We start from the raw sequence: 26,300 nt of genomic DNA on the forward strand, positions 1-26,300 counted from the left end.
CCGGGCCGCGTCAGTGCTCTTCGGGCTCCCTGGTCCGGGCGAGGATGTTCCGCGCGCGCGTCTCGCCGACCTCGTTGCCCAGACTCTGGTAGATCAGCAGCGCCTCCTCGGCCGGGGCGCGGGCCTCGGTGTGGCGGGCGGCGCCGACCAGGATCTCGGCGAGGGTGCGCAGGCACCGCGCCTGTAGCCACCGGTCGCCGAGCTCCTGGAAGGCGCCGGCGGCATGCCGCAGCGCCCTGACCGCCTCGTCGATCCGGCCGAGCCGGCTCAGCGCCCGGCCCTCCGACAGCTCCGTGCGTGCGACGCCCCAGGAGTCGCCGAGCCCTTCGAGCGTCTCCATCGCGCGGCGCACGAACGCGAGTTCGCGCAGTCCGTTCTTGGGATCGCCGACCTCGCCGGCCGCCCGCAGGCAGCGGCCCTCCTCCCACTGCTCGTGCCGCAGCCGGAACATCTCGGCGGCGCGCTCCAGCACCTGCGCCGCCCGGTTGTAGGCCGCGTCGGCGGCCGGAGTGTCACCACGGTTCCGCAGATCGGCGGCCTCGCCCGCGCTGACCTCGCCCAGGACGCGCAGGGTCTGGGCCTCGGAGTAGCGGTTGCCGTCGCTCTGGAAGACGCCGAGGGCCGCGTCCAGCAGGGCGCGGGCCTCCTCGTGCCGGCCCTGGGCGAGCCGCAGCTCGGCCAGGTTGCGCTGCGTACGCGCCCGCCACCAGCGGTCGCCGACCGACGCGAAGCCCTCGATCGCCGCCAGCAGATGCCGCTGGCCCTCGTCCAGGTTGCCGGCGTCGCGCAGGTTGACGCCGACCGTGCGCATCGCCCGCGCCGCCCACCACGGCTCGCGCAGCTCCTCGAAGACCGCGAGCGCCTCCTCGGCGCTCGTACGTGCCAGGTCGCCGCGGCCCAGGCCGCCGGACACGGCCGCGCGCTCCATCAGGGCGATGCCGATCGAACGCGCGTCGCCGAGCCGCGAGGCGGCGATCAGGGTCGTCTCGGCGACGGCACGCCACTCCTGCCAGAACAGACGCATCGAGTGGCACAGCGAGCAGAACGCGCGGCCGACGCGCCACGCCTCCTCCCACATCTCCAGGCTCGCGGCCTGGTCGACGCCGGCCAGCAGTGTCAGGCGCTCGGCGTAGAACCAGGGCTCCGGGGCGATCTCACCGGAGTCCTGTTCGCCGCGCCGTGCGTGGCGGCGCCAGTCCTGCGGCCAGCGGACGGCGGCGGCCAGCTCGGCCCGGCGCCGGTAGCCGGCCAGGATCCGGTCCACCACGGCGCGGCGCTGCTCGCCGGTGTCCTCGCGCTCGGCCCGTTCGCGCGCGTAGAGGCGTACGAGGTCGTGCAGGCGGTAGCGGCCCGTGCCGGTCGCGTCCTTGCCGGAGTACTCCACAAGCTGGGTGTCGACCAGCGCCTCGAGCTGGTCGACACCGTCCAGCTTGGAGGTGCCGAGCAGCGAACCCGCCGCCCAGGCGGGCAGGTCGGGCGCGGACAGCAGCGCGAACGAGCGCAGCAGACGGCGCTGCAGGTCCGTGCAGTCCTCATAGCTCAGCCACAGCGTCGCGCGTACGCTCTTGTCGATCTGGTCGTCGATCTCCAGCTCATCGAGGCGCCGGCGGCGTTCGTCGCTGAGCCGGTCGGCCATCTCCTCCAGCGACCAGGTGCGGCGCGCGGCCAGCCGTCCGCCGCAGATGCTGACCGCCAGCGGCAGATGGTCGCACAGCTCCGCGATCCGCACGGCGGCCTCCGCGTCCGCCGCGACGCGCTCGTCACCGGCCAGCCGGGCCAGCAGCTCCACCGACTGAAGCTCGGTGAACTCCTCCAGCCGTACGTCCAGGGTGTTGCGCAGGTAGAGCGGCTGGCGGGAGGTGACGAGCACGGCGCAGCCTGCCTCGGGCGGGACGACCGCCTGCACCTGGTCGGCGTGCTGGGCGTTGTCGAGGAAGATCAGGATGCGGCGGCCCTTCACCCAGGTCCACCAGAGCTTCCGCAGGTCCTGGAGGCCGCCCGGGTCGGTGGTGAGGCGCACGCCGAGGGCGAGCAGGAAGCCGGTGAGCACGTCCTCCATCCGCACCCGTACGTCTCCGGCGCCGCGAAGGTCGCAGTAGAGCTGCCCGTCGGGGTAACGCTCCGCCATCTCGTGCGCGAACCGCGTCACCAGGGCGGACTTGCCGACGCCGCCCGGACCGTGCACCGAGACGACGGGTGAGCCGTTCCATTCGCGTGACTTCTTGGCGGCGCTCTCTTCTGTGAACGCCCGATGAAGCCTGGCCAAATAGTCCGTGCGGCCGGTGAAATGCGCGATTACCGGCGGCAGCTGGCCCGGCGCGACAACGCCACTGGAAGGCGGCCGATCCGTAACCCCGGAATGGCGCGGGCCGCGTTGCGAAACCAAGGCGATCAGGCCGGCGAGAACGGACCCGCCCCCGACGATCGCCAGGCGTGCGCCGACGGGGAGCTTGAACGCGTCGAGCGTGGTCGTCAACGCCGTGACCAGCACGGTAAGGGCGGCGACCGCCACGGGAGTGGCCAGCCGGACCCCGGCGCCCCCACGCCTACGACGAGGCGAGCCGGTCGCCCCCGACCGCCGGCGCAGACCCTGCATCAAATCGCCTCTGTTGTTTGTTTTTCCTAACGTTTCGCATCGTGCACGTGTTCACCGCATTAGCGCAAGCGCTTACCGGCGGATTACGGAGTTCGGCCCGTACGGCCCACGCCGATCAGCCTGCATTTCGCCGCATTTTCGACACTTTAGGGCGTCAGTCGCGACCGACCGTGTGCCGCCGCGCCGGGCGGGGGGCGGCACGGTCGGCGCGCACCACCCGTCTTGCGGACGCACGGCGAGTCTCGCCCGGCGGCGTCGGGCAGCGGCGTCGACCCTCCTCGGCACGCGGGAGAAGTGTCGACAGTTGGTCCTCAGTGTGCACACTTGACGGACGCGCATCCCGTGCGGCCGTTGGCAGCCGCCTGCGGGCCGAGCCAGGGCAGCACACCTTTATTAGAGCGTTACCCGTGGTCATAGCCCATGGCTGCTCGGGCCTAGGGGCTCCGCCCAAGCACACTCGCCCCTCCGTGAGGTCTTGACACGTCATACGCAGCAGTCTTAGTTTGTCGACACTTTTACATCGGGGAAACATCTATGACCCTCAGCGTCTGGTTCGAGGAGTGGCAGTGATCAAGCCTGACAAGGTGCCCCTGATCCAGCAGGAGACGGCCGTCGTCGTCAGACCGCCGCATCAGGACAGGGGGATCGAGCTGGAACTCGCCAGGACGACTCCGAGCCCGGCGACGGGCCGGGGCGCGAAGAAGACCCGCGATCCCGGCCGCCGCAGGCCGCCGAGCGCCGCCACGCTCCAGAACGGTTCATGACCATGAGCGATGTGTGTCTCGAGGCCAGAGATCTTCAGCTCGGGCACCGCAGCCGGCGCTCCGGCGCGTTCACGCTCGCCGTCTCCGATCTGAACCTGCAGATCATGGAACACGAGTTCGTCGTGATCGTCGGCCCGAGTGGCAGCGGCAAGTCGACCTTTCTCGAGTCGGTCGCGGGCCTCGTCCCGGTGACCGGTGGCTCGCTGGAGCTGAACGGCACGGGCATCAAGGGGCCGGGGCCGGATCGGTCGCTGGTGTTCCAGCAGGCCTCGTTGTTCCCGTGGCGGACCGTCCTGAACAACATCCTGTACGGACTGCAGGTCCAGCGACGTCTCAACGCGGACACCAGACGGCACGCCGGGGAACTGCTGGAGATCGTCGGTCTGGGGCACGCCGCGGACAAGTATCCGCACGAACTGTCCGGCGGCATGAAACAGCGGGCCAACCTCGCACGGGCGCTGGCGACCGACCCCAAGCTCCTGCTGCTGGACGAACCCTTCGGGGCCCTGGACGCGCAGACACGGGAGAACCTGCAGGAGGAGCTGCTCAGGATCTGGGAGGCCGACACGAGCCACGGCCGCCGGACGGCCTTGTTCATCACGCACGATGTCTCCGAGGCCGTGCTCCTTGCCGACAGGGTCTTCGTCTTCTCCCCGGCGCCGGCGACGATCACGAAGGTCGTGACCGTAGACGTGCCGCGTCCACGTGACGTGACCTGGCGTCGCAGCGCCGAGTTCACCGCGTACTGCGACGAGATCCTGACCGCGCTGCACCACGAACCGTCAGCCACGAACACCTCAGCGAGGGACCATGTCAACGGCGATGCAGCCTGAAACGGCCGCCCGGCCCGATGAACCCAGGAATCCGCCGGTCGCGGAGAGCCGGAGCCTGTCGACCTGGCTGGAGCGACACCGCAGCGGACTGCTCGGGTTCGCCGGCATCGTCGTCGTCCTCGTCATCTGGCAGGTCAGCACCGGGACCGGCCTGGCCGACCCCTCGTTCTCCAGCAACCCGCTGCGCATCGCCAAGGCGGAGGCCGACCTCTTCCGTACCGGCGAGATCTACCCGTACCTCAAGGCGTCCGGGCTGGAGATGCTCTGGGGCCTGCTGATCATCATCATCGCCGGCATCCCGATCGGCCTGATCCGTGGTCGCAGCCGCGTTCTCCACGATCTGACCGAGCCGTGGGTGAACATCCTCTACTCGACCCCCTATGTGATCGTCATCCCGATCCTGATCTTCTGGTCCGGCATCGGCAACACCTCACGGATCGTGGTCATCGTGTGGGCCGGGATCCTCCCCCTCGTCATCAATGTCACGACCGGCGTGCGGAACCTCGACCGCGACTACATCCGGGTCGCCACCGTCTTCTGCACGCCGCGGCTGACCTTCCTGCGGTCCGTCGCCCTGCCGGCGACCCTCCCGTACATCCTCGCCGGCGTACGACTCGCGATCGGCCGCGCGCTGGTCGGCGCGATCGTCGCCGAGCTCTTCCTCGGCAACAACGGACTCGGCTACTACGTGCAGAACAGCACGACCAACTCGAACATCGACGGGGCCATGGCGGGCGTTGTGATCATCGCCGTCGTGGCCCTTCTCCTCAACTGGGGCGTGCGGCTCATCGAGCGGCGCTTTACACACTGGGCGGAAGCACAATGAGAATGAAAACCTGCCTGAGCGCGGCGGTCGCCGTCGGCCTGGCCCTCAGCCTCGCCGCCTGCGGCAGGGGCGCGACGAAGGTCAAGGCGGACGCGAACGGCCTGCTGCCGTTGAAGATCGGTTACACCGCGCCGGGCGCCGGATACTCCGACCTGTACGACGGTGTCGAGTACGGGATCTTCAAGAAACACGGGCTGAACGTCACCATCACCCGCCTGAACGACAGCTCGCAGCTCGTCCCGGCGCTCGCCAGCAACAGCGTCCAGATCGGTGTCGGTGTCGGCGCCGACACCGCGGCGGCGATCCTGCACGGTTCCGACCTGCACTTCATCGCGATGTCCGAGCCGCACTACAACCTGGAGATGTGGGCCGCCGCGGACATCAAGACGTTCGCCGACCTCAAGGGCAAGAAGGTGGGGCTCACCTCACCCGGCTCGCAGGGCGACTTCGGCCTGACGGACCTGCTCGAGAGCAAGGGCATGAAGCGCACGGACGTCCAGTCGACCTTCCTCAAGGGCGTTCCCGCCGAGGTCGCGGCGCTGGAGAGCGGCGCGGTGTCGGCGATCCTCACCCAGCCTCCGCAGGGCACGCAGACCCGGGAGAAGGGCGCACACCGGCTCGCGGAGATGTCCGGCCTGGACTTCCCGCTCGGCTCGTACGCCGTCGAGGGCGCCTACCTGCAGAAGAACCGTCAGGTACTGCAGAAGTTCTACGCCGCCGAGGCCGAGTCGCTGCAGTACGTACGCACCCACAAGAAGGAGACGTCGGCCGTCATCCAGAAGTACACCGGCGTGCAGAGCCAGGAGCTGTCCGACTATGCCTACGACTTCTTCCTCAACGTATGGCAGCGGACACCGGCGGTCGACCCGAAGCTCATCCAGCAGGCCTTCGCCGAAGCGGCGAAGAACACCCACCTGAAGGCCCCGTCCGACGTGTCGAAGTACATCGACAGCGGTCTGGCCTCGGGAGCCTGACCGGCCGGCGCATCCGTCGTGTCGCCGGGCGGCGTCACCGCCCGGCGACACGACTCTGAGAGAGGGGTTGCTTTCGTCGTGGACTGGACGGACTTCCTGACCGAACAGGACAACGCGGTGCTGAACGGCACCTCGTGGGCCAAGAGCGCGCCCTTCGGACTGGGCGGCCGCCCGGCAGTGCTGGCGGTCGACCTGTACTACGCGGCACTCGGGCACCCGCGAGGGGAGTTGCCCGACGTGCTGGCGGACTGGCCGAGCGCGTGCGGACCGCAGGGCTGGGACGCGGTCGACCGGACCGCTCCCCTGCTCGCCGCCGCGCGTGAGGCGGACGTACCGGTGATCTACTTCCACGCGACCCCGCCGGAGCTCGGCCGGTGGAACCGCAAGCCGTCGGCACGGCTGACGCCCAACCCCGGTGCGAAAGACCCCAACGCGATCGTCGCCGAAGTGGCGCCGGAGCCGGATGACGTGGTGCTCACCAAGATCGGCCCGAGCTGTTTCCACGAGACGCCGCTGGACACCGTCCTCCGTGCCCGCGACGTCGACACCCTGCTGGTCGTCGGCGAGGCGACCAGCGGCTGCGTACGGGCGACCGTGGTCGACGCGTGCACCCGGGGGTATCGCGTGGGTGTGATCGGCGACTGCTGCTTCGACAGGTTCGAGGCGTCCCACTGGGTGAGCCTGTTCGACATGGACCAGAAGTACGCGGATGTCATCTCCGCGGACCGCGCGATCGCGTATCTGCGCGGCGTACCGACGGGCCTCAATCCGAAAGGCAAGGCGGCATGAGCGAGACCGGCCCCGCGAGTCTGCGGGCGTGGCTGCGTGAGGCGGCCGAACGCGGTGAGCTGCAGTCCGTAGAAGGTGCCGACTGGGACCTGGAGATCGGGGCGTTGTCCCAGGTCAACTACCGCAGGTCCAGTCCCAAGGCGCTGATGTTCGACGGCATCGCCGGCTATCCGCAGGGGTCGCGGGTGCTGAGCGGCACGGTCAGCAACCCGCGCCTGCTCGGATCGGTCCTCGGACTCGGCTGGGACCGTACGGACTCCGACCTGGTGGAGACGCTGGCGGCCAAGCCGGGCGAGTGGGCGGCCACCGCACGCGACTTCGCCGCGACGACGGTGACCGACGGCGCGATCCTGTCCAACGTCACGTCCAAGCCGGAGGTGAACCTGCTGGACTTCCCGGTGCCGCGCTGGCACGAGGGCGACGGTGGCCGCTACATCGGCACCGGCTGCGCCGTGGTCACCCGCGACTACGACACCGGGCGGATCAACCTCGGCGCGTACCGCATGCAGGTCCAGGACGACGGGCGTTCGGCCAGCGTGAACATCGAAGCCGGCAAGCACGGCGCCCAGCACCTGCGCCGCTGGTTCGAGGCGGAGGGGCGGGCGCCGATCGCGGTCTCGCTGGGACACCATCCGGCCTACCTCGTGGCGGCGGGCGTGGAGGTGCCGGCCGACGTGTCGGAGTACGACTACGTCGGCGCGATGATGGGCGCCCCGGTCCGTACGGTGGCGGGCCAGGTCACCGGGCTGCCGTTGCCACACGACAGCGAGCTGGCCCTGGAGGGCTGGGTCACCCCTGACAACCGGCGCCCGGAGGGCCCGTTCGGTGAGTGGACCGGTTACTACTCCGGATCCCGCGAGCCGATCCTGACCATCGACGTGGAGCGGGTCTACCACCGCGACGACCCGATCCTGCTGGGCGCGCCCCCGGGCAAGCCTCCGCACGACTACTCCTACATGCGCACGGTCATGAAGTCGGCGATCATCACCGACGGCCTGCGGCGCACCGGGCTGCCGGGCGTACGCGGGGTGTGGGCGCACGAGGCCGGCGGCGGGCGGTCGCTGCTCATCGTCTCCATCGAGCAGCGGTATCCGGGCCACGCGCGGCAGGCCGCGTACCTCGCCGCGCAGCTGCCCAGCGCGGCGTACATGAACCGCTTCACGGTGGTCGTCGACAGCGACGTGAACCCGCGTGACCTGGGCGAGGTGGTCTGGGCCATGACGGGCCGGACCGATCCCTCGATCGACATCGAGGTGATGAAGCGCACCTGGGGCAGCCGCGTGGACCCCCTCACACTCCCGGGCGAAATCGCTTTCAACAGCCGGGCGATCATCGACGCGTGCCGCCCGTACGAGCGCCTTGGCGACTTTCCGCAGGTGGCCGAGTCGAGTGACGAGCTGATCGCCTCGGTCACGCGACGGTGGCCGGAGGTGCTGGGGTAATGGCCGGGCGTACGGGGCCGGTGCCCCCTGCCACGGCGGAGCCTAGGTGAACGCGACCCCGCTCCCCGGCCCCGGCGCCCGCCCGGTGGACCTGTCCGGCGCGGTGCCGCTGGACCGCGGCACCCGGGAGACCGACATCCGCGAGCTGCGCCAGGAGATGCTGTTCAGCGCGCTGCGCGGCAGCGAGGGCAGCTCGTCCCTGGCCTTCGTGATCTTCCAGGAGCTGGCCATCAGCATCGTGGAGGGCCGCCTGCCGCCGGGCGAGGAGGTCAACTCGGCGGACCTGGCGCGCCGCTTCAATACGAGCCGCACCCCGGTGCGCGAGGCCCTGCTCCTCCTCGAACGCGAGGGCCTGGTCATCGTGCCCCCACGCCGCCGCCCGTACGTTTCCCCGGTTGCGATCTCCCAGGTGAGAGAGATCTACGAGATCCGCGCCAGCCTGTACGCGCTGGTCAGCGAGCTGGTCGTCGAACGCGCGACCGACGACGAGGTCCTCGGCCTGCTGTCGTGGCAGGCGATGCTGCAACGCGACGCGGACGCCGGGGACGTCGACGCCTACTTCTGGCACAACGTGGGGTTCCGCAACGCGGAGGCGGCACTGTCGAAGAACTTCGAACTACAACGGCGGCTCAGCTCCCTGGGCCTGCAGATGCACCGCTTCCGGTACGTGAGCCTGTCCCTACCGGGCCGCTTGCTGCACTCCCTGGCCGACCACGAACGCCTCGTCCGCGCCTACACCGAACGCGACGTGGCCCTGGCGGTCGCGGTCACCCGCTCCCTGGTCCTACGCGGCTACCACGCCATCGAACGCTCGGGCCGCTTCTAGTGGTTCCCGGTCTAGATCCCGGACACGTAGTGCAAGGGCACCGGCTCATTGTCGAAGCAAATCCAGTTCGACTTCGGTGAGCACCACACCGGGCTTGGTGATGATGGCGTGCGCCGTCTTGTCGAACGCCCTGCTCTCGACCCAGAAGGCGGCCGTCAGCATCTCGACGATGAGCAGGCCCCGGCCGGAGGTATCGGTGTCGGCCGCCATCCTCATCACGGGCGGCGCCGGGTATGGGTCGCGTACGTACAGGTGGACGTAGTCCTTGAGGACTTGTACACCGAGCCAGACGCCCGGCACCACGTGCTTTGGCGGAGGACCGACCCTGAGCGCATGGTTCAGGGCGTTGGTGACCAACTCGCTCGTCACGACCTCCGCGTCATCGACGTAGTCCTCCTCGCAGCCGTACAGCAGTCTGCGGGTGAAGTGCCGAGCCTCAGGGACGAGGTCGGGAGACGGTTCCATCCGGAACCAGGACGACATGGTCGGGCTGTAGCCGAACGCGATCCGCCCTGTGGTGAGCACCGGCATCGGTGAGAAACGCATGGAGATCTCCCCGGAGGTGGGAGGCGGGCCGTAGTCGGCCTGGGACACGGTGTAGTCAACTATCGTCTACCGAATTGAGGTTCGCAATTAGGTCTTCGAGATTAGCGGACTGCAAACGGTGGTTTCCTACATCGGTGTCCGGTTCTGACGTCGACGGCCTACGATCAGTGACCAGCGAACTCACAGAAAACTTGGGAGAAGACGAGATGGCCGACGGTCGGCACAGCCCGACGATGCGCCGCCGTCGGCTTGCCCGAGAACTCCGCAGACTCCGCGAGGCCGCCGAGTTCAAGACGGCCGACGAGGTCACGAAACGGCTGGAGTGGGCGGCAGGAAAGGTCAACCGCCTGGAGAAGGCTCTGGCCGTCCAGCCGCGAGTCGCCGACATCCGAGCCCTGCTCGACCTGTACGGAGTCACCGACGAGGTCAGGCGAGAGGCGCTGCTCACTCTCACCAGGGAGGCACGCCAGCGCGGCTGGTGGACGGCGTACGGCCCGCTCGCCGATCCCTACGTTGAGTTCGAGGCCGAGGCGACGAAGCTGTCCACCTATGAGTTCGCGGTCATCCCCGGCTTGCTCCAGACCGAGAAGTACGCCGCCGCTTTGCAACGTGGCTGGTTGATGCGGGATGAGGCCGAGATCGAGCGTCTGGTCAAGCTACGGATGGAGCGCAAGCATCTCCTCACGGGCGAGAATCCGACCCGGCTGTGGGCGGTCATCGACGAGAGCGCCATCGTCCGCTCGTTCGGCTCCGACGAGGCAAAGGCCGAGCAGTTCCAGCGCCTCATCGACACGGAGCGTCTGGAACATGTTGAAGTGCAGATCATGCCGATGAGCGTCGACCCTCATCCTGGCCTGAGCGGTTCGTTCGTGATCATGGACTTCGAGGACGATCCGAGCCTGGTCTATCGCGAGGCGGGCCAGCAATCCTCATTCTTGGAGGGCGATGCGGTGATCGAAGAGCGCCGCATCGTCTTCCAGCACCTGAGCGCGACCGCGCTCGGGCCGAATGAGTCGATCGCATATCTCCGGCGGTTGGCCAAACACCTGTGATGAAGAGGAAGAGCCGTGTCCCAGATAGAACTCTCCAACTGGCGTAAGAGCAGCCGCTCCCAGGGCGGCGACGGCAACTGTATTGAGGTCACCGTCCTCCACGAGATGCAGAGCGTCTGACCTCACGAACATGAAGAACGCCCCGGCAGCGATGCCGGGGCGTTCTCCGTGTCAGAGCGTCCGGTCCACACCAACCACCCCGAAGCCGGCGTATGGCTCCCACAGGCATACCGCAGGCGGGTACAGGTTTCGCGAGCGTGGAATCGGCAACTCGGCGTGTGTTGCCTTACGGCCGGTCAGTGAGTTTCGTCGGTCGCCCGTACGGCGCATACGCCGACCGCGATGCCGCCCTGGCCGCGGCCGATACCAAGTCGATCATCTTCACGGGCTTCCGCGCCATCGAGGCGTCCGGCTGGTCCGGGGAGTTAACCTCACCGAACTCATGCCTCAGAACGGGTCGGCACGACGTGGCCTTCGCCGATTCTGATTCCCGTTTGGGGCGGCTCAAGCGGGACGGAGACAGCGGGGATCCGGTCCTTTCACGGTACGGCCTCCGACCAGCGTGCCATGGACAAGTCCGTATCGCTGAACGTCGCCAGAGCCGCCTTCGCAGCGGTCAGATCCGCGCGGTTCAGTTTCGCGCGGGTCAGGTCCCTGGAGGACAGGTCGGCGGCCACCAAGTCCCCGCGCGCGTCCCGCTCGTAGCGCAGGCGGGGTGACCTGTACTGGCACTGGCAGTGGTCCGGCCCCGAGCGCGGCTCACCGCCCGAGTACCAGCCGATGTGCCCGGCGGCCGACATCGCCGACGCGACGGAACGCATCTCCCGCGTGCTGGCCCTTGCCGACCGGTGAGCCGGCCCCCAGACGATGACCTTCTCAGACCACGAGAAGGGGCGAAGATGCTCGGCGTCCGCGTGAGCACCGTCGCCGTCAGGGCCTGTGACGGAAAGCTGACCTCCTCGGGCCCACGCCGCGCTGGGTCGGAATTGTGAACGAGATTCCGACCCAGACACAGGACGTGCTACTTGTGGCTCGGCACGGACGGGGGCTTTTTCGGCCACGCCGTCGGCCTGCAGGGCTCGATGGGCTGACTGGTGAGGCCTTCCGAAATGATCGACCACAAATTATTTCCCCAGCCCGCGTTGAGCGTGAGCAGGAGCGTGGTGTTCTTTGGAAGATCACGCTTGTCGAACTCGAACCTGCTGGAAGAAAGGAGCCTGATGATCGGCTGGGGAAACTGGTAGTACTGAACGTATCGGTGATTCTGGCACGTCTTGTCCGCCGGCAGATAAACGATGTCGGCCTTCACCCCAAGCTTGGCGAGGTCTGCCTGAAGACGATCGGGATTTCGGAGCTCACGGATCTTCACTTCGATCTTCGTCCCCCGCTCGTTGATCGTGTACGCGGCGGCCTGCGTGGTCGGGCCGCCGGACCGGGTCCCGCCCGCGAGCACGCCCGCCACGGTGGCGACGGCCAGTGCGGTGGTGCCGCCGGTCAGGGCCGCGGCCCTGACGGCGTTTCGCCGCCTGCGGCTCCGCCGCGCGATACCGGGTGCCTCTTTGTGCAACTCCATCAGCAGTGTCTCCTTGAAGCTCATGACAGTCCTTCCGTTACCGCTGAGGTGGTGACGAGCGAGGCGACCTCGGGTACCTGAGCCAAGGCCTTGCGGGCCCGGTGCAACCGGACACGGGCGGTGCCGACCGAGATACGCAACGCCGCTGCGGCCTCGGTCAGGGTGAGTTGGTCGATGGCGACCAGCTCGATCACGGTCCGCTGCTTCGCGGGGAGTCCCGCCAGTGCCCGCATCGCCGCGCGCGCCGGTGCCGCGGTGTCGATGTGGTCGATCAGGTCGGCCACATCGTCGCCTTTCAACAGGGCGCGCCCACCGGCTCGCTCCAAGGCCGTGCGGCGCCTCGTGCGACGGCGACGGTCCTCGCGCACCACGTTGTGCGCTATCCCGTAGAGCCACGCGGTTTCGCTGCCCTTTTCTGCTCGGTAGGCAGCCGCCGATGCCAGTACCGCGACGAACACCTCAGCAGTCAGATCGGCCACCTCATGCGGGTCCGCGACCCGCCGTGCGATGAACGAGGTGACGCGATCGAAATGGCCTAGGTAGAAGGCCTCGAAGGCCTGTGGGTCGCCGACAATGGGCAACCCTTTTGATGGGTGCTCGCGTACGGGGCGCATGTAGCCTCTCGGGAATCCGAGGTCGACTCGCTTCTTACACCCAGCACTTGACCGCAGACTGGAAACCATTACATATCGGTGAACCGCCGTGCAGCGGTGACCGGTCAGACGTTCTCATCAACGCCTACCGCGCTGACCGGCCCCACCTTCTGGCACCGCACGCGCGATGACTGGGCGGTCGAGTCCGTGACGTTGACGATCGGTCCGGTGCTCGGCGGCGTGATCGGCTACTTCGTCAACCAGATCACGTAACCGCTCCCCCCGGGTCACGCCCTCTCGCCGGCCCTCGCGAGTGCCTCGTACTCCCGAACCCACTCCGCGCTGCGCTGGTCCGCCGGCATCTCGGCCGATCCCTCACGGAGCATGACCGCCGCGTTGCGGTGCTCACCGATCCCGGCCAGCGCGACTCCGATGTTGAGCTTGAAGAACGGCTGTCCTACGCGACCCGGACGTGACGATGGCGCAATCCTCGATGGTCCGCCACTTGGACAATCGGGCAGCACGCCTGCGCCCGAGCCGGTTGATCACAGGCTGGGCCTGTCTTTAGGACTGGTTGTCCGAGTGCTCGGCGTGTATCGGTCGGGTCGCGCGGCGACCCACCGGGCGGCGATGAGGCCCGCAGCGGTGAGAGCGCAGATGACAGCGATCGTGATGAGGTTCGTCGCCAACGGCGCCACCAGGTAGCGGGCAGCGACGTCCGCGATGATCGGCCGCGATCCAGGCGATTGGCCCCAGGCGATGATCAGACGTGCTGCGCCGGCGGCGATGGCAACGGCTGCGAGTCCGGTGATCAGTGCCCGGCGGCGGTGGCGTGCAAGGAGCAGGCCCATGAACCCGAGGGTGGTGATGGCGAGGATGAGCACACCCGAGAGGTCGTCGGCCAGTTGGACGGCTTGCGCGGCTCGGTGCAGATCCTGGTTCTGGATCAGCGTGACGGAGATGGGGAGGTCGGCGGGCAGGTTCGATGCCAGTTGGCGAGGTAGCCCGGCCTGGTCGGCCAGTTGCTCCAATGCGATGCTGACAGTGACGTCCAGCCCGCTGGGTGTCACTGTCAACAGCATGCTGTGGTGGCGCAGGACCTTGACAAGTTCGGCGTGACCGGTCGACAGTGCCGCCTTCCAAGCCTGCTGGAACTCGGCACTGCCCAGAACAACCGGGACAGCGTCGGCGACCAACTGCCGGACCTGCCCGGTGCTGAGGAGACGAGGGCCGATCCGGGCCGGTGATCGGTCGAGTGCCGCGGTCAGCTGGCGCTGTACGTTGTCGATGATCTGTATCTCGACAGTGGGATCGGTGGGCAGCGGTCGTATCGCTGCCAGAAATCCGGACGTGGACAAGAGCGTGTTCTCTGCCCACGCCGTTACCGCATCGACCAGGACCAGACCCACCGCACCTGCGATGCACAGCCCGGCGGCCCAGGTCCGCAACCGGCCGGGTCGAGGTGAAGACATCTTCATCAAGCGATGCGCTGGTCGGTTGCCTGGAGTTCCGGTTCGCCGTCGATCGGCACCTCGGCGGGTCCTTCCACGGACACGTGGGGCAGGACCCGGTCGATGGCCCTGGGAAGGTACCAGTTCCGTTTTCCGAACAGCTGCATGATCGCCGGGACGAGGATCGTGCGAACCACCAGAGCGTCGAGCAGGATGGCCACTGCCACGCCTAGCCCGAACTCGGCGATGGTACGTATTCCGCCGAACACGAAGGCCATGAACACACAGATCATGATGATTGCGGCAGCGGTGATGATCTGCCCAGTCGCGGCCTGTCCGCGTCGGACGGCGAGGTTGTTGTCGCCGGTGTGCAGCCATTCCTCGTGGATGCGGCTGACCAGGAACACTTCGTAGTCCATCGACAGTCCAAACAGCACCGCGAGCATCATCGCGGGCAGGAACGACTCGACCGGGCCGGCCGCGCCCGCGCCCAGGACCGAGGAACCCCAGCCCCACTGGAAGACCGCGACCACGACGCCGAATCCGGCACCGGCCGAGAGCAGGTTCATCGCCGCCGCAGTGAGCGGCACGATCACGCTGCGGAACGCGAGCATCAGCAGCAGGCACCCGAATACGACGATGATGGTGACGAACAGCGGCAGCTTCCCGCCCAGCACGGACGCGAAGTCCTTGAAGACGGCGGTTTGCCCGCCGACGTAGACGGTGAGCCCGTCCTTTTCGTGGCCGGGGATCACGTGGTCGCGCAGCGTGTCGATGAGATCGGACGTCTGCTTGGACTCCGGCGATGTCGTGGGCGTGACCTGCAGGGTCCGCACCGTCGCCCCGGGGATGACCGGACCGGCCTGCACCGACGCCACCCCCGGGACGTTCTTGAGCGCCTGCTCCAGCTCGGTGAAGTCGGTCGCGGCCGGCCCGGGCGGGACCTTCGCCACGAGCTGCAGAGGGCCGTTGTAGCCGGGGCCGAACCCGTCGGCGAGCAGGTCGTAGGCCCCGCGCGTTGTGGTGCCGGCCGCGTTGTTGCCGGCGTCAGAGGACCCGAGGCGCAGGGAGAAGAACGGGATCGTCAGCGCTACCATGATCATCGTCGCGGCGATCGTCAGCGGCATCGGCCGCTTCTGCACGAACCCGGCCCAGCGGGCCCACGCGCCGGAGGCGTTGGCGTCACTCGGCCCTTCACGCCTGAGTTGGGCGCGTTGGCGGCGGCTGAGGACCCGCATCCTGAACATACCGAATAGAGCCGGCAGCAGGGTCGTGGCGACAGCAACGGCGAACGCCACCATGATCGCCGCCGACAGCCCGATCCCGGACAGGATGCCGACCCCGAGAACGAGCAGGCCGAGCATCGCGACCGTAACAGTGCCGCCAGCGAACACGATCGCTCGACCGGAGGTGTTCATGGCCGCCACGACGGCCTCCTCCGGGATGAGCCCGGCCCGGATGCCGTTGCGATACCGGGCGACCACGAACAGGGCGTAGTCGATGCCGACGCCCAGACCGATGAACGCGGCGATGATCGGGGCGCTGGTACCGATGCTCATCGCATGGGTGAGCAGATCGATGCAGAAGAGCGCATTGCCCAGCGCGAGCACGGCGGCGATGAGTGGTATGGCCGTCGCCAGCATGGACGCGAACGCGACCAGCATGACGATCGCTGCGGCCAGGATGCCGATCAGCTCGGCCGTCGACGTCGAGGGTTTTTCGAGCTGGCCGATCGCCGCCCCGCCGAACTCCACCCGCAACGTGTCGCTACGCAACGTCGAGCCCAGATCCACGACCTTCTGGACGTTCGCGGTGTCCAGACTCTGGCTCTGCTTGGTGAAGGTGACCGTCGCGTAGGCGATCCGCCGGTCAGGACTGACCTGCGCCGTTCCCCGCAGGCTGAACGGACTGACCACCGCGCCGACCTCGGGCACCTTGGCGACCTGGACCAGCATGCTCCTAACGCTGGTTTGGACGGCCGGGTCGGTCACCTTGCCGCTCATGGCGTGCAGCACGATCATGTCCGTGTCGCCGGAGCTGCGCTGAAACTGCGTCGCCAGCAGATCGGCGGCCTTGGTCGATTCGGTACCCGGCAGAGAGTACTCGTCCGAGAACGTAGAGCCGACCGAGGAACCGGTGACCCCGAGAATCACCAGGATCAGCAGCCAGGCGCCGATGACGATGAGCCGGTGCCGGAAACACCACCGCGCGAGCACGCTCATCGGGTGCCTCCCGCGGGCTGGATCGGATGGTTGCTGGTCTGGGGCACGGCTCTTCCTTCACGATGCGAGTCGGGGTCGACGCCTGGCCGGCGCTGATCGGCCAGGGTCGCGCGGCCGGTGGGTATTCCGTGGGGAGAGCCTGCCTTCGAGGAGGCCCGAGGTCGTCAGGCCGCAGGATGGAATCGGCGTCCGACCACGGAGGTACCGCCCGGCCGCGTACAGTCCTGGGTGTACGCGCGGGTGCGACCGTGACCCGACGACCGGCCACCGTCCCCGCAGGTAGCGTGATGGGATGCCCGGCACCGCTCTAACACCACCGGTTCACCGATTCGTCACCAGAGGCCCCCGCCCCCTGGTCCTCCTCGACATCGGTGTCGCCGCCCTGCTCTGCGTCGGCCTGCTCATGGCCGACTCCCGCAGCGGCGTCAAGCACGCCGCCGCCGCGGAGTCCGCACTGCGGACCGCGGGCATCGTCATCGCCACCCTGACCGTCGCCGCTCGCGGGCTGCATCCGTGCTGGTCGTTCGCCGTAGCGACGCTCTGCGCATTCGTGGTCGCCGCGGTCGGCGGCGCGCCACAGGTATCGGTCTGCGTCGCCATCTCCGCCTACACCGCCGCCACGGCAGGCGAGTACGTGTTCTGGTGGCTTCGCCCCGGCGCCGCCAGCATGCTGATCGCCGCCGGGGTCGGCATCGGACGTGTCTCCTCAAGCTGGCTGGCCGTGCTCGTCGCCAACGTCGCGATCGTGTGCGTCGGATGGTTCGCCGGCCTTGCCGCCCGGGAACGCCGAAACCGGATCATCGCCACTGCCCAGCAAGAGGCCGAACGCGAACGTCAGCACGCGGCCGGCATCCGCCAGGCCGCCATCGACGAACGTTTGGTCATCGCCCGTGAACTGCACGACATCGTCGCGCACTCCATGAGCGTCATCGCCGTCCGTGCCGGTGTCGCGCGCGTGGTGATGAACACCGACCCGGCCCAAGTGGAGGAAACACTCGGCATCGTCGAGACCACCACCCGCCAGGCCCTACACGAGATGCGGCTGCTCGTCGAGGTACTGCGCCACGAGCACGCCATCGACCCCGCACTCGCCCCCACCCCTGGACTGGCCGACATCGCCGCGCTGGCCGACCAGATCCGTCGCACTGGCGTTGACCTGCGCCTCGACGTCCGTGGTCCGGCCCGCCCGCTCCCTGCTGGAGTGGACCTGTCGGCCTATCGCATCGCTCAGGAAGCCCTCACCAATGTCGTCCGCCACGCCGGGCCCACCCGGGCCACCCTCCGCATCGAATACGGCACCGAGGATCTGCTCATCGAAGTTACCGATACCGGTCCCTCCGAGCCGAGCCGGCGAGCGCATCCCGAACCTCACGCCGCCGCCGGTCACGGGCTGATCGGCATGCGCGAGCGAGCGGCTCTGTATCACGGCAACCTGCGCGCCGGCCACCACGGCGGCGGTTTCCAGGTCCAAGCACTGCTACAGACGGACGAACCAGGCCCCATGACCACTACCCGCACCACGACACATTCGCCCGCGCCGCCCGCAGCTGCATCTGGAGGCCGGCCATGACCATCCGGGTGGTCATAGCCGACGACCAGGTCCTCGTGCGTGCCGGCTTCAGCGTGCTCGTCAATGCCGCAACGGACATGGAAGTCGTCGCCGAAGCCGGCAACGGCCCCGATGCCGTGGCGGCCGGACGCCGGCATTTGCCGGACGTCATCCTGATGGATATCCGCATGCCCCACATAGACGGCATCGAGGCGACCCGACAGCTACTCGACGACCCGGCGACCAAGGCCATCCGGATCCTCATCCTTACCACTTTCGACCTCGACAGCTACGTTTTCGGCGCCCTCAAAGCCGGCGCCAGCGGGTTCCTCCTCAAAGACACCCCGCCCGAGCTCCTGCTGGCCGGAATCCGCACCGTCGCCGCCGGCGACGCTCTACTCGCCCCGAGCGTGACCCGGCGTCTCATCCGCGACTTCGTCAACCGCCCCACTGCCGACCCTCGCGCCTTGCCTTCTCTGCTCGACCCCCTGACGGCTCGCGAGACGGAGCTCCTCATCCACGTCGCCTCAGGCCACTCAAACACCGAAATCGCGGCACAGCTCAACATCAGCGTCGCCACGGTCAAGACCCACGTCAGCCGTCTGCTCACCAAACTGCACGCACACGACCGCGCCCAACTCGTCGTCATCGCCTACGAAACCGGACTCATCCAGCCAAGTCCGAGAGCGACGAAGCAGCCCCCACGTTGCTCATCCACGGACTGCGGCCGGTCCTGAACAGGCCTCTGGGCGGCACGGGCTGCGGGCATCGCGACGATCCTCGCCCAAGGCATACGTCGCCCAGGTGCGCCGTTCGCCGTTCCGCTTGGTCACCTTCGTGTCCTTCGCTTCCCCGCTGCTCGACTACTTCGTCAACCGTCACGTGGGCCGGCCCCCGGCGGCAGTCCTCTCAAGTTCTGCCACCCGTTCGGCCAGTTGCGAGTACCCCAGATCATCGGCCATCGCTGACAGGTCACGGGCCAGCGCCGCCGCCCTGGCCGACCTCCTCCCCCTGGGGGTAAGCCCGTCCGAGCTGGTACTTGAACTCACCCGCCCCATCGGCCCCACCTGCCCGAGCCGCTCAGCGAGGTGCGCCCGGCCAGCCAGATCGCCGGTTCAGCCGCGCCATGGCTCTCTATCGACAACTTGATATCGTACGCAGGTTGCGCCGCTTGGGGAGTTACGGCAGCGCTCAAGGGAGAGGGGCCAGGCAACGGTGCAGGCGTCAGAGGTCTCGCGTGCGGTAGCCGCGGCCATGTCGACCGCCTCATCACTTGACCTGACAGTCGACGACGCGATCGTTCTTCATGACTCGAACAGGCTCACTCTGCGTCTGCTGCCTTGTGACGTCCTGGCCCAAGTGGCGCCTGTAGCGCATCAGGTCGCACAGTTCGAAGTCGAGCTTGCTCAGCGGCTTGCCGAATCCGGGTGCCCTGTTGCCGCTCTCGAGCCTCGAGTGGAGCCACGTGTCTATGAGCGTGATGGCTTCGTGGTCACGCTCTGGACCTACTACGAACCCGTGTCACGTCGAGAGGTCTCACCAGCCGACTACGCCAAGGCGCTCGAGCGGTTGCATGCCGGCATGCGCAAGCTCGATGTCCCTACGCCGCACTTCACGGATCGAGTCGAGCAGGCTCAACGACTCGTGGCGGACCGTGACCACACTCCGGCGCTCGCCGACGCGGACCGGGAGCTGCTCGGCGACACGTTGCGAAGTCTGAGACGGGCGATCGGCGAGCGCGGTGGCGCGGAGCAGCTGCTGCACGGCGAGCCGCACCCGGGCAACGTTCTCACCACGAAGGACGGGCTGCTGTTCGTGGACCTTGAGACGTGTTGCCGTGGGCCTGTCGAGTTCGACCTCGCCCATGCGCCCGACGAGGTCGGCGACCACTATCCGGGCGTCGACCAAGACCTGCTGCGCGAGTGCCGGATCCTCACGCTGGCAATGGTCACAACGTGGCGCTGGGATCGAGGCGACCAACTCCCGGACGGGCGCCGGCTGGGCACCGAGGGGCTCGGCCGGATCCGGGCAGCGCTCGATCACCAAGGGCTGGATTCCTATCGCTGATCGCGGGCCTTCGAGGCCCTAGCCGGCCGTCAGCCGTCGCCTGGAAGCAGGGCGCGGACGGCTTCCTGAAAAACGGTGGCGCCCAGGACGTCGCGGGCCACCCGGTCCACGTCCGTCCCAGAGGGCCGGTCGTCGTCGAGCGGTGGGACGACCTTCCGGATCGCCTGGTGGAGGAGTTCGGGTCCGCGTCCGAGGACGGCCGGAGCCGCCAGGTCCACCGCCTGCGCCGCGGCCACCGCCTCCAGCGCGAGCAAGAGGCGTAGTCGGTCGAGGAGTCCCATCAGGCGCCGGGCTCCGAGTGCGGCGTTGGTCGAGTCGTCTTCGACGGCGTCCGCGCCGTACCGGGGGTCCGTACAGGTCGGCGTGGACAGCGCACGGATCTCGGCGACGAGTGCCTGTGCCGTCTTCGCCAGCGGTGCCAGGCCCGAACGCTCAGGGCCGTAGGGCGACAGGTTCGCGGGCAACCCGCTGATGACCGGGTTGAGCAGGCGCTGCATGCGCTCGGCGGAGATGGCGGCGGTCTGGGTCAGGGCCAGCGCGAGCGTGTCGAAGGCGAGGGCCAGCGCCGGGGTGTGGAAGTTGCCGGAAGACAGGATCTCGCCGGTGTCCGGCAGCACCACCGGGTTGTCACCGGAGCCGTTGAGCTCCGGCTCTACGGCGGCCCTCGTGAAGTCGAGTGCGGCGTGCAGCGCTCCATGCACCTGGGCGGCGCCGCGCAGGCTGATCGGGTCCTGGAGCCGCCGCGCCCGGCGTGGGTCGCCGAGCTCACCGCCGTCGAGCAGGGCGAGCAGTTCGCGCGCCGCCCGCTCCTGCCCGGGGGCCGCGCGCATCCGCTGTACGCGCGGGTCGAGCGGGCTGGTGTTGGCGCGGAAGCCCTCGAAGGTGAGTGCGGTGACCGCCTGTGCCAGGGAGAGGAGGGTCGTGGCGTCGTGGAGGGCGAGCGCGCCGTGGCCGGCCGAGAGCGGGCTCGCGCCGCACAGCACGAGCCCGTCCTTAGGGCCGAGGCCGGCGGGGGTCAGGCCCGCGAGCCTCAGTGCCGCGGCACCGTCGAGGATCTCGCCGGACACCTCGGCGTGGCCCTCGCCGATGACGACGAGACCGACATGCGCCATCTGCGACAGGTCGGACGAACCGATCGAGCCCACGTCCGGCACGACCGGGTGCACCCCCGCGTTGAGCATGTCCACCAGCAGCCGGACGATCGACGGCTGGACACCGCTGCCGCCGCCCGCCATGCCGTTGACCCGCGCGAGCATGGCGGCCCGTACGACCGGGGCCGGCAGCGGATCGCCGACCGCGTTGGCCCGGCCGCGTACCGTACGAACACTGAACTCGGCGAGTTCGTCGCGCGGCAGTGCGTAGGACGACCGGCTGCCCAGGCCCGTCGTCACGCCGTACGCGGGTACCCGGCGTTCGACGACGTCCTCGACGACGGCTCGCTCGCGCTTTAGTCGCGGGGTCACCTCGGCGGCCAGTGCGACCTGGGAGCCGTGGCGTGCGACCGCGGCGACGTCCGCGCACGACAGGGTCTGCCCGTCGACGAGCACCGGCCGCGCGGCAGCGGATCCACGCGTCATGCGAACCGCAGCTTCTGGCCGAGGCCGAGTTCGGCGGCCTTCTCGAGCATGGCGGCGCCGAGCGCTATGTCGGACAGCGACAGCCCGCGATGCCAGAACAGGATCGTCTCGTCTGCGCGCTCCCGGCCGGGCTTCCTCCCCACGACGATCTCGTTCAACTCGCCGTACAGTGTGGCCTCGCTGAGCCTGCCCGTGTCGACATGCTCACGCAAAGCGCCGAACCGGCCGGACCGGCATTGCCCCCAGTCGTCCACGACGATCTTGTCCATGATGTCGGTGAGGGAGAGCTCGACCGCGCTCATCGTCCCGTACGGCACGACGAGGGCACCGGGGGCGATCCACTCGGTCCTGAGCAGCGGCTGCGGCTCGGGCAGCCGGGACGCCTCCACCACGATGTCCGCGCCCTCGACGCAGGACCGCCAGTCGTCGGTGACGATCACCGGCTTGCCGAGGTCCTGCGAAAGCCGGGCGGCGAACACCTCACGGCTCTCGGGACGGCGCGAGTGAACACGTATCTCGGTGAGGTCGAAGATCTTGTCGAGGAGGCGGACGTTCCAGTACGACGTGCCGCGGGCACCGATGTGACCGAGCACCTTGGCATCCTCGCGGGCCAGGTGGCGGGCGCCGAGCGCGGTGATCGCACCGGTGCGCATCTCGGTGATGGCGGTCGCGTCGAGCACGGCCACCGGCATGCCCGTCCGCGGGTCGAAGAGGTTGAGCAGCGCCATCTCCGACGGCAGGCCACGCTGGTAGTTGTCGACGAAGTCACCCACGGTCTTGACCCCGGCGAGCCCGAGCGGCGCGATGTAACCACGGAGGATGTTGAAGTGACCGTTGAACGCGGGATCGGGCTCCAGGTGGACGCGTGGCTCGATGACCGTCTCCCCGAGCCCCTGGGCCCGTAGCCCGGCTTCGACGGCGGCGAGCACCGCGGCGTCGTCGAGCGCGAGCCGCTCGATGTCCGAGCCGTTGAGAAAGGTGAACCAGACCGGGTCCATGTGTCGCTGTTCTCCCTGATGCGCTGATCACCGGGTGCGACTGAGCCGCTCCCGGCCCATGTCGTGAGGCGGTACCTTGTCGGCACTGTAGTCGCCCGACATGTCCGCTCATCTCACGAATATGCACTTCTGTCTCGTATCGCGGACACAAGCTCACATGCACGTATAGTTTCCTACAATCCCTACCAGTTGATGAGGAAACAGTGATGATCCCGATAGTCCGTGGTGCCGCCGCCGCCGTCGTGCTGGCGCTCGCCCTCAGCGCATGTGGCGGGGGCGGTGACAAGAAGGACAGTGGCAATCCGCTGGACCAGAAGCCGGCCGGTGGTGGGGGGAGTGTCGTCGTGGGGTCGGCGAACTTCCCCGAGAGCCAGCTGCTGGGTGAGGTGTACGCCCAGGCGCTGGAGGCCAAGGGCGTGAAGGTCACCAGGAAGTTCAACATCGGCAGCCGCGAGGTCTACTACGACCAGGTCAAGTCCGGTGCGATCACGGTGATGCCGGAGTACAACGGCGCGCTGCTGACCACGTCGGTGGACAAGGAGAGCAAGGCGGTCACCACCGCCGACGTCAACGCCGCTCTCAAGGCCAAGCTCCCCTCGACCCTGGCGATCCTGGACTCCTCCCAGGCGGAGGACAAGGACTCGGTGACGGTCAACCCCCAGACCGCCCAGAAGTACAACCTGAAGTCCATCGCGGACCTCAAGCCGGTCGCGGGGCAGCTCACGATCGGTGCCGCCTCGGAGTTCAAGACCCGGCAGCAGGGTCTGATCGGCCTGCAGAGCACCTATGGCCTGAAGTTCAAGAAGTTCCAGTCCTTCGACGCCAACGCCCAGACCACCTTGGTCAAGCTGCTGAAGAACAACACCATCCAGGCGGCGAACCTGTTCACCACCGACCCGAGCATCTCGGCGAGCAAGTTCGTCGTGCTGACCGACCCGCAGAACGTCTTCAGCGCCGAGAACGTCACGCCGCTGATCTACAAGTCCGGGGTCGACGCGAACGCCCAGGCCACGCTCAACGCGGTCTCGGCCAAGCTCACCACCCAGGACCTGCTCGCCATGATGACCAAGCTCGTCACCGACAAGGACGATCCGAACACGGTCGCCAAGGGCTGGCTGTCCCAGGCCGGCCTCGGCTGACCCACCCGCGAAACGGCTCGGCCGGCGGCCATCGCAGGCCGCCGGCCGCTCGGGCGCCCGACGGCGCGGATCATGCGACATAACACGCCTGCATCGATTTTCCCGTCCAAGGGGACGGGATCGCACACAGGGTGTTCTCTCGGGCACAGCGTGGCGGGGACATAGCTGATGCGGAGGACACCATGGCGGTACGGATTCGGGTCCAGCCGGACGATGACGTCCAGGCACTCGAGTCCTTAGCCGACTGGCTCCGTGGCGAACCCGATCTCGCTGGACGGGTACGCCTCGCCTCCTCCGAGCCGCGTGAGGGTGAGCTCGGCGCGTTGGCCGAGGCCGTTGTGGTCGGGGTCGGGTCCGGCGGCGCGATTTCGGTTCTCGCGGCTTCGCTGAAAACGTGGCTGGCACACCCTCGCAGATCCGATGTCCGCGTCGTTCTGGAGGGGCCGGACGACCGGAAGGTCGAGATCGACGTCAGGCGTGCGAAGAGTGCGGACATCGAACGTCTCGTCCGGACGATTCTCGACGGTCGGGACCCGGAGTAACTCCATGGCTCTGCCCGACCCCGACCGATCACGCGTCGTACTGATCGGCACGACCGTCTATCGGGACAAAAAGCTGCCTGATCTGCCCTCAGTGGCGAGGTCGCTGAACGACCTGGCCGAGGTCCTCACCGACCCGGTCGCGGGCATCGTTCCCGAACGAAACTGCACAGTACTGCTGAACGAAGGGGACCTGCGCGAGCTGGGCCGCGAGCTGGTGAGAACGGTCTCGGAGGCCGAGGATCTGCTCGTCGTCTACTACGCCGGGCACGGTCTGGTGGGAGGAAAGCGCCACGAGCTGTACCTCGCCCTTTCCGACAGCGAGTGGGAGGCGCCCGGATTCAATTCGCTGGAGTACGAAAAGCTGCGTGGTGCGGTTCTCGACAGCCCTGCCGCCAACAAGGTCGTCATCCTTGACTGCTGTTTCTCCGGAAGGGCCCTGGACGGCCTGATGGCCGATCCGGCCACCGCGGTGCTCGGTCAGCTCGACGTGCAGGGAACCTACGTCCTCACGTCCGCCCAGCGGGACCAGGTCGCTCTGGCGCTGCCCGGCGAAGAGCACACGGCGTTCAGCGGTCGGCTCATCCGCCTGCTGCGGGAGGGCGTCGCCGGTGATCCCGAACTCCTCTCGGTCGAATCCCTCTACCTACGGCTCCGCTCGCTCATGAAGGCCGCGGGCTTGCCACTGCCGGAGAAGCACGCCACGCGTACGGCCGAGCACATCGTTCTCGGCAGGAACAGGGCCTTTACCGTCACCCCTCCTGATCGGCCGCCGGACCCCGAGGTGACGGAGAGCAGAGAAGCCGACGCCGACGAACGCGCCAGCCTCGCGTGGGACGCGTTCCGCCCCGACCGGGGGAACGCGGAAGGCGCCTGTACGACCTTTGCGGCGTACAAGAGGCTCTACGTACTGCTCGCGTGCCTGGTCGGAGCACTTTCGTTCGTCGCCGCTGCCTTCACCGCGACCTCGAACGGCGCCGTGGTCCTGCGTGTGGCACTCGGTATCGTCACGATTTTCTTGGCCGTCGCCGCCTTTGGTTTCGTCGGGAGGGCGAGATCACCGGTCCGGCTGGAGATCGGCGCACAGGGCATCCAGTTGTTCGCGCGCAGTGGCACCACGTGGCTTCCGTGGAACGCCGTCGACAGCGTCGCCGTCCGGCGCGTGGGCGGAGCTCGCCACGTGGTGGCCTCCTTACGTGAGGCCGAGATGTTCCCCGATCTCGACACGTTCGGCGGGGGTCCGCGCTTCATGCGGGGCGGCGACGCGCTGGACATCTGCTCGATCGATGTTCTGCGGGCCTCACGACACGAGGTCGTCCGCGCTCTCTTGACCTACGGCGGAGACCGGTTCAAGGCGAGCGCGGCCGGTCCACCCCGGCCCCCGATCGACATGTCGGCGGACCGGTGGGACGACGTGCTGACAGTCGCGGCCCGAGTGGAGAATGATCGTCGCCAGCGACCGGTGGATCGCCGCTTCACCCTGCACCATCAGGCGGCCATGGCCCGTGACACCCTGGCACGCGCACTCCACGAGGCAGCGGACGGCGGGCCCGTCGCACCTCATGTCACGCCGTGGGTGTGGACGACGGCCTCCGGTGGGAGGCCCCTCACCCGGCACGGGCATGAGACCGGCGTCGAGCTGCGACTGTCCTACTATTCGCGCCCGCCGGCCGCGGCCGGCCCCCTGGCCGGTCCCACGCCGCCGCCGGCGCTGCCCGTGAACCCGAAGCGGCCCGGACGCCTGGTGTGGCGGGTCGTTCTGGCCGTCGGGTGCGCCTTCTCCGGACTCATGACGATCGGCGCTGTCGGTGCCACGGTGACGCGAGGTTTTCCCAGCGTGTGGGGTGCGATCGTGGGAAACGTCCTATTCGAGTCCATGCTCGTCGGGTCCGTGCTGTTGTTCGGGAGAGAACTGGGGCTGTTCAAACGGAAGTGACCCGGCCT

25 protein-coding genes are annotated in these 26,300 nt (G+C 68.3%); 16 read left to right on the forward strand and 9 right to left on the reverse strand.

Annotated elements, in window-relative coordinates; all coding sequences use genetic code 11:
• Positions 1–10: 10 nt before the first annotated feature.
• A complete protein-coding gene (locus FB559_RS39965; RefSeq protein WP_141962787.1) occupies positions 11–2,596 on the reverse strand; it encodes an ATP-binding protein in 2,586 nt (861 codons plus the stop codon).
• Between the two features lie 566 nt (positions 2,597–3,162).
• On the opposite strand from FB559_RS39965, the gene FB559_RS39970 reads away from it, so the two are divergent.
• From FB559_RS39970 to FB559_RS40000, 7 genes are all read left to right on the forward strand, one after another.
• Complete coding sequence (locus tag FB559_RS39970) at positions 3,163–3,360, forward strand: hypothetical protein (protein WP_141962788.1); 198 nt, start codon at positions 3,163–3,165, stop codon at positions 3,358–3,360.
• 2 nt (positions 3,361–3,362) lie between these two features.
• Positions 3,363–4,193 (forward strand): ABC transporter ATP-binding protein, encoded by an 831-nt coding sequence (locus FB559_RS39975; protein WP_141962789.1) that lies wholly within the window; start codon positions 3,363–3,365, stop codon positions 4,191–4,193.
• A complete protein-coding gene (locus FB559_RS39980; protein WP_185792694.1) occupies positions 4,183–5,019 on the forward strand; it encodes an ABC transporter permease in 837 nt (278 codons plus the stop codon). Before FB559_RS39975 ends, FB559_RS39980 begins: the two co-directional genes overlap by 11 nt.
• Complete coding sequence (locus tag FB559_RS39985; RefSeq protein WP_141962791.1) at positions 5,016–5,993, forward strand: ABC transporter substrate-binding protein; 978 nt, start codon at positions 5,016–5,018, stop codon at positions 5,991–5,993. The genes FB559_RS39980 and FB559_RS39985 overlap by 4 nt, the downstream gene beginning before the upstream one ends.
• Positions 5,994–6,071: 78 nt before the next feature.
• A complete protein-coding gene (locus FB559_RS39990) occupies positions 6,072–6,782 on the forward strand; it encodes an isochorismatase family protein (protein WP_185792695.1) in 711 nt (236 codons plus the stop codon).
• Entirely contained in the window at positions 6,779–8,224 is a 1,446-nt protein-coding gene (locus tag FB559_RS39995; RefSeq protein WP_141962793.1) for a UbiD family decarboxylase, read from the forward strand. The genes FB559_RS39990 and FB559_RS39995 overlap by 4 nt, the downstream gene beginning before the upstream one ends.
• A gap of 46 nt (positions 8,225–8,270) precedes the next feature.
• A complete protein-coding gene (locus tag FB559_RS40000) occupies positions 8,271–9,050 on the forward strand; it encodes a GntR family transcriptional regulator (RefSeq protein ID WP_141962794.1) in 780 nt (259 codons plus the stop codon).
• Positions 9,051–9,095: 45 nt separating this feature from the next.
• Here the strand turns inward: FB559_RS40000 and FB559_RS40005 are convergent, their stop codons facing one another.
• Positions 9,096–9,596 carry an ATP-binding protein gene (locus FB559_RS40005; protein WP_141962795.1) on the reverse strand — a complete coding sequence of 167 codons (501 nt, stop codon included), beginning with the start codon at positions 9,594–9,596 and terminating at the stop codon, positions 9,096–9,098.
• A gap of 206 nt (positions 9,597–9,802) precedes the next feature.
• Between FB559_RS40005 and FB559_RS40010 the strand changes: the two genes are divergently transcribed.
• A complete protein-coding gene (locus tag FB559_RS40010) occupies positions 9,803–10,648 on the forward strand; it encodes a helix-turn-helix domain-containing protein (protein ID WP_141963277.1) in 846 nt (281 codons plus the stop codon).
• Between the two features lie 15 nt (positions 10,649–10,663).
• Positions 10,664–10,768, forward strand: a complete 105-nt coding sequence (locus tag FB559_RS46970) for a DUF397 domain-containing protein (protein ID WP_141962796.1) — start codon at positions 10,664–10,666, stop codon at positions 10,766–10,768.
• A 419-nt stretch (positions 10,769–11,187) separates the two neighbouring features.
• Here FB559_RS46970 and FB559_RS40020 read toward each other — a convergent pair whose 3' ends face one another.
• The 3 genes from FB559_RS40020 to FB559_RS40030 form a co-directional block, all read right to left on the reverse strand.
• Complete coding sequence (locus FB559_RS40020) at positions 11,188–11,469, reverse strand: pentapeptide repeat-containing protein (RefSeq protein WP_141962797.1); 282 nt, start codon at positions 11,467–11,469, stop codon at positions 11,188–11,190.
• Between the two features lie 200 nt (positions 11,470–11,669).
• Positions 11,670–12,245 (reverse strand): hypothetical protein, encoded by a 576-nt coding sequence (locus FB559_RS40025; protein ID WP_141962798.1) that lies wholly within the window; start codon positions 12,243–12,245, stop codon positions 11,670–11,672.
• Positions 12,242–12,835, reverse strand: a complete 594-nt coding sequence (locus FB559_RS40030; protein WP_141962799.1) for an RNA polymerase sigma factor — start codon at positions 12,833–12,835, stop codon at positions 12,242–12,244. Before FB559_RS40030 ends, FB559_RS40025 begins: the two co-directional genes overlap by 4 nt.
• A gap of 78 nt (positions 12,836–12,913) precedes the next feature.
• Between FB559_RS40030 and FB559_RS44380 the strand changes: the two genes are divergently transcribed.
• The gene (locus FB559_RS44380; RefSeq protein ID WP_185792696.1) at positions 12,914–13,087 is read left to right on the forward strand and encodes a hypothetical protein; all 174 of its coding nucleotides are present in this window, start codon (positions 12,914–12,916) and stop codon (positions 13,085–13,087) included.
• A gap of 272 nt (positions 13,088–13,359) precedes the next feature.
• Here FB559_RS44380 and FB559_RS40035 read toward each other — a convergent pair whose 3' ends face one another.
• Positions 13,360–14,223 carry a hypothetical protein gene (locus tag FB559_RS40035; RefSeq protein WP_141962800.1) on the reverse strand — a complete coding sequence of 288 codons (864 nt, stop codon included), beginning with the start codon at positions 14,221–14,223 and terminating at the stop codon, positions 13,360–13,362.
• A gap of 68 nt (positions 14,224–14,291) precedes the next feature.
• Positions 14,292–16,487, reverse strand: coding sequence for an MMPL family transporter (locus FB559_RS40040; protein WP_141962801.1), 2,196 nt, complete (start codon positions 16,485–16,487; stop codon positions 14,292–14,294).
• A 292-nt stretch (positions 16,488–16,779) separates the two neighbouring features.
• Here FB559_RS40040 and FB559_RS40045 point away from each other — a divergent pair, with 292 nt between their 5' ends.
• The 3 genes from FB559_RS40045 (at position 16,780) to FB559_RS40055 (ending at position 20,103) form a co-directional block, all read left to right on the forward strand.
• Entirely contained in the window at positions 16,780–18,057 is a 1,278-nt protein-coding gene (locus FB559_RS40045; protein ID WP_141962802.1) for a sensor histidine kinase, read from the forward strand.
• On the forward strand, positions 18,054–18,773 hold the full coding sequence (locus FB559_RS40050) for a response regulator transcription factor (protein ID WP_141962803.1): 720 nt from the start codon (positions 18,054–18,056) through the stop codon (positions 18,771–18,773). Before FB559_RS40045 ends, FB559_RS40050 begins: the two co-directional genes overlap by 4 nt.
• 517 nt (positions 18,774–19,290) lie before the next feature.
• Positions 19,291–20,103 carry a phosphotransferase enzyme family protein gene (locus tag FB559_RS40055; RefSeq protein WP_141962804.1) on the forward strand — a complete coding sequence of 271 codons (813 nt, stop codon included), beginning with the start codon at positions 19,291–19,293 and terminating at the stop codon, positions 20,101–20,103.
• 29 nt (positions 20,104–20,132) lie between these two features.
• Here the strand turns inward: FB559_RS40055 and FB559_RS40060 are convergent, their stop codons facing one another.
• Positions 20,133–21,680, reverse strand: a complete 1,548-nt coding sequence (locus FB559_RS40060) for an HAL/PAL/TAL family ammonia-lyase (protein ID WP_141962805.1) — start codon at positions 21,678–21,680, stop codon at positions 20,133–20,135.
• A complete protein-coding gene (locus FB559_RS40065) occupies positions 21,677–22,678 on the reverse strand; it encodes an ornithine cyclodeaminase family protein (protein WP_141962806.1) in 1,002 nt (333 codons plus the stop codon). Before FB559_RS40065 ends, FB559_RS40060 begins: the two co-directional genes overlap by 4 nt.
• Before the next feature lie 206 nt (positions 22,679–22,884).
• On the opposite strand from FB559_RS40065, the gene FB559_RS40070 reads away from it, so the two are divergent.
• From FB559_RS40070 to FB559_RS40075, 3 genes are all read left to right on the forward strand, one after another.
• The gene (locus FB559_RS40070) at positions 22,885–23,817 is read left to right on the forward strand and encodes an ABC transporter substrate-binding protein (RefSeq protein ID WP_185792698.1); all 933 of its coding nucleotides are present in this window, start codon (positions 22,885–22,887) and stop codon (positions 23,815–23,817) included.
• A gap of 182 nt (positions 23,818–23,999) precedes the next feature.
• A complete protein-coding gene (locus tag FB559_RS44385) occupies positions 24,000–24,359 on the forward strand; it encodes an effector-associated constant component EACC1 (RefSeq protein ID WP_185792699.1) in 360 nt (119 codons plus the stop codon).
• Positions 24,360–24,363: 4 nt separating this feature from the next.
• Positions 24,364–26,292 (forward strand): caspase family protein, encoded by a 1,929-nt coding sequence (locus FB559_RS40075; RefSeq protein ID WP_185792700.1) that lies wholly within the window; start codon positions 24,364–24,366, stop codon positions 26,290–26,292.
• Positions 26,293–26,300: the final 8 nt, after the last annotated feature.

Source organism: Actinoallomurus bryophytorum (genome assembly GCF_006716425.1).
Lineage (GTDB): Bacteria > Actinomycetota > Actinomycetes > Streptosporangiales > Streptosporangiaceae > Actinoallomurus > Actinoallomurus bryophytorum.

Bases quoted from the DNA above. Each gene is read 5' to 3' on its own strand.
- FB559_RS40055 (WP_141962804.1), top strand. From the start codon at position 19,291: ATGTCGACCGCCTCATCACTTGACCTGACAGTCGACGACGCGATCGTT.
- FB559_RS39980 (WP_185792694.1), top strand. From the start codon at position 4,183: ATGCAGCCTGAAACGGCCGCCCGGCCCGATGAACCCAGGAATCCGCCG.
- FB559_RS40040 (WP_141962801.1), bottom strand. From the start codon at position 16,487: ATGAGCGTGCTCGCGCGGTGGTGTTTCCGGCACCGGCTCATCGTCATC.
- FB559_RS39965 (WP_141962787.1), bottom strand. From the start codon at position 2,596: ATGCAGGGTCTGCGCCGGCGGTCGGGGGCGACCGGCTCGCCTCGTCGT.
- FB559_RS40045 (WP_141962802.1), top strand. From the start codon at position 16,780: ATGCCCGGCACCGCTCTAACACCACCGGTTCACCGATTCGTCACCAGA.
- FB559_RS40025 (WP_141962798.1), bottom strand. From the start codon at position 12,245: ATGAGCTTCAAGGAGACACTGCTGATGGAGTTGCACAAAGAGGCACCC.
- FB559_RS40065 (WP_141962806.1), bottom strand. From the start codon at position 22,678: ATGGACCCGGTCTGGTTCACCTTTCTCAACGGCTCGGACATCGAGCGG.
- FB559_RS39995 (WP_141962793.1), top strand. From the start codon at position 6,779: ATGAGCGAGACCGGCCCCGCGAGTCTGCGGGCGTGGCTGCGTGAGGCG.
- FB559_RS40030 (WP_141962799.1), bottom strand. From the start codon at position 12,835: ATGCGCCCCGTACGCGAGCACCCATCAAAAGGGTTGCCCATTGTCGGC.
- FB559_RS40060 (WP_141962805.1), bottom strand. From the start codon at position 21,680: ATGACGCGTGGATCCGCTGCCGCGCGGCCGGTGCTCGTCGACGGGCAG.
- FB559_RS44385 (WP_185792699.1), top strand. From the start codon at position 24,000: ATGGCGGTACGGATTCGGGTCCAGCCGGACGATGACGTCCAGGCACTC.
- FB559_RS39985 (WP_141962791.1), top strand. From the start codon at position 5,016: ATGAGAATGAAAACCTGCCTGAGCGCGGCGGTCGCCGTCGGCCTGGCC.
- FB559_RS40050 (WP_141962803.1), top strand. From the start codon at position 18,054: ATGACCATCCGGGTGGTCATAGCCGACGACCAGGTCCTCGTGCGTGCC.
- FB559_RS40070 (WP_185792698.1), top strand. From the start codon at position 22,885: ATGATCCCGATAGTCCGTGGTGCCGCCGCCGCCGTCGTGCTGGCGCTC.
- FB559_RS40005 (WP_141962795.1), bottom strand. From the start codon at position 9,596: ATGCGTTTCTCACCGATGCCGGTGCTCACCACAGGGCGGATCGCGTTC.
- FB559_RS40020 (WP_141962797.1), bottom strand. From the start codon at position 11,469: ATGCGTTCCGTCGCGTCGGCGATGTCGGCCGCCGGGCACATCGGCTGG.
- FB559_RS39975 (WP_141962789.1), top strand. From the start codon at position 3,363: ATGAGCGATGTGTGTCTCGAGGCCAGAGATCTTCAGCTCGGGCACCGC.
- FB559_RS40010 (WP_141963277.1), top strand. From the start codon at position 9,803: ATGGCCGACGGTCGGCACAGCCCGACGATGCGCCGCCGTCGGCTTGCC.
- FB559_RS40075 (WP_185792700.1), top strand. From the start codon at position 24,364: ATGGCTCTGCCCGACCCCGACCGATCACGCGTCGTACTGATCGGCACG.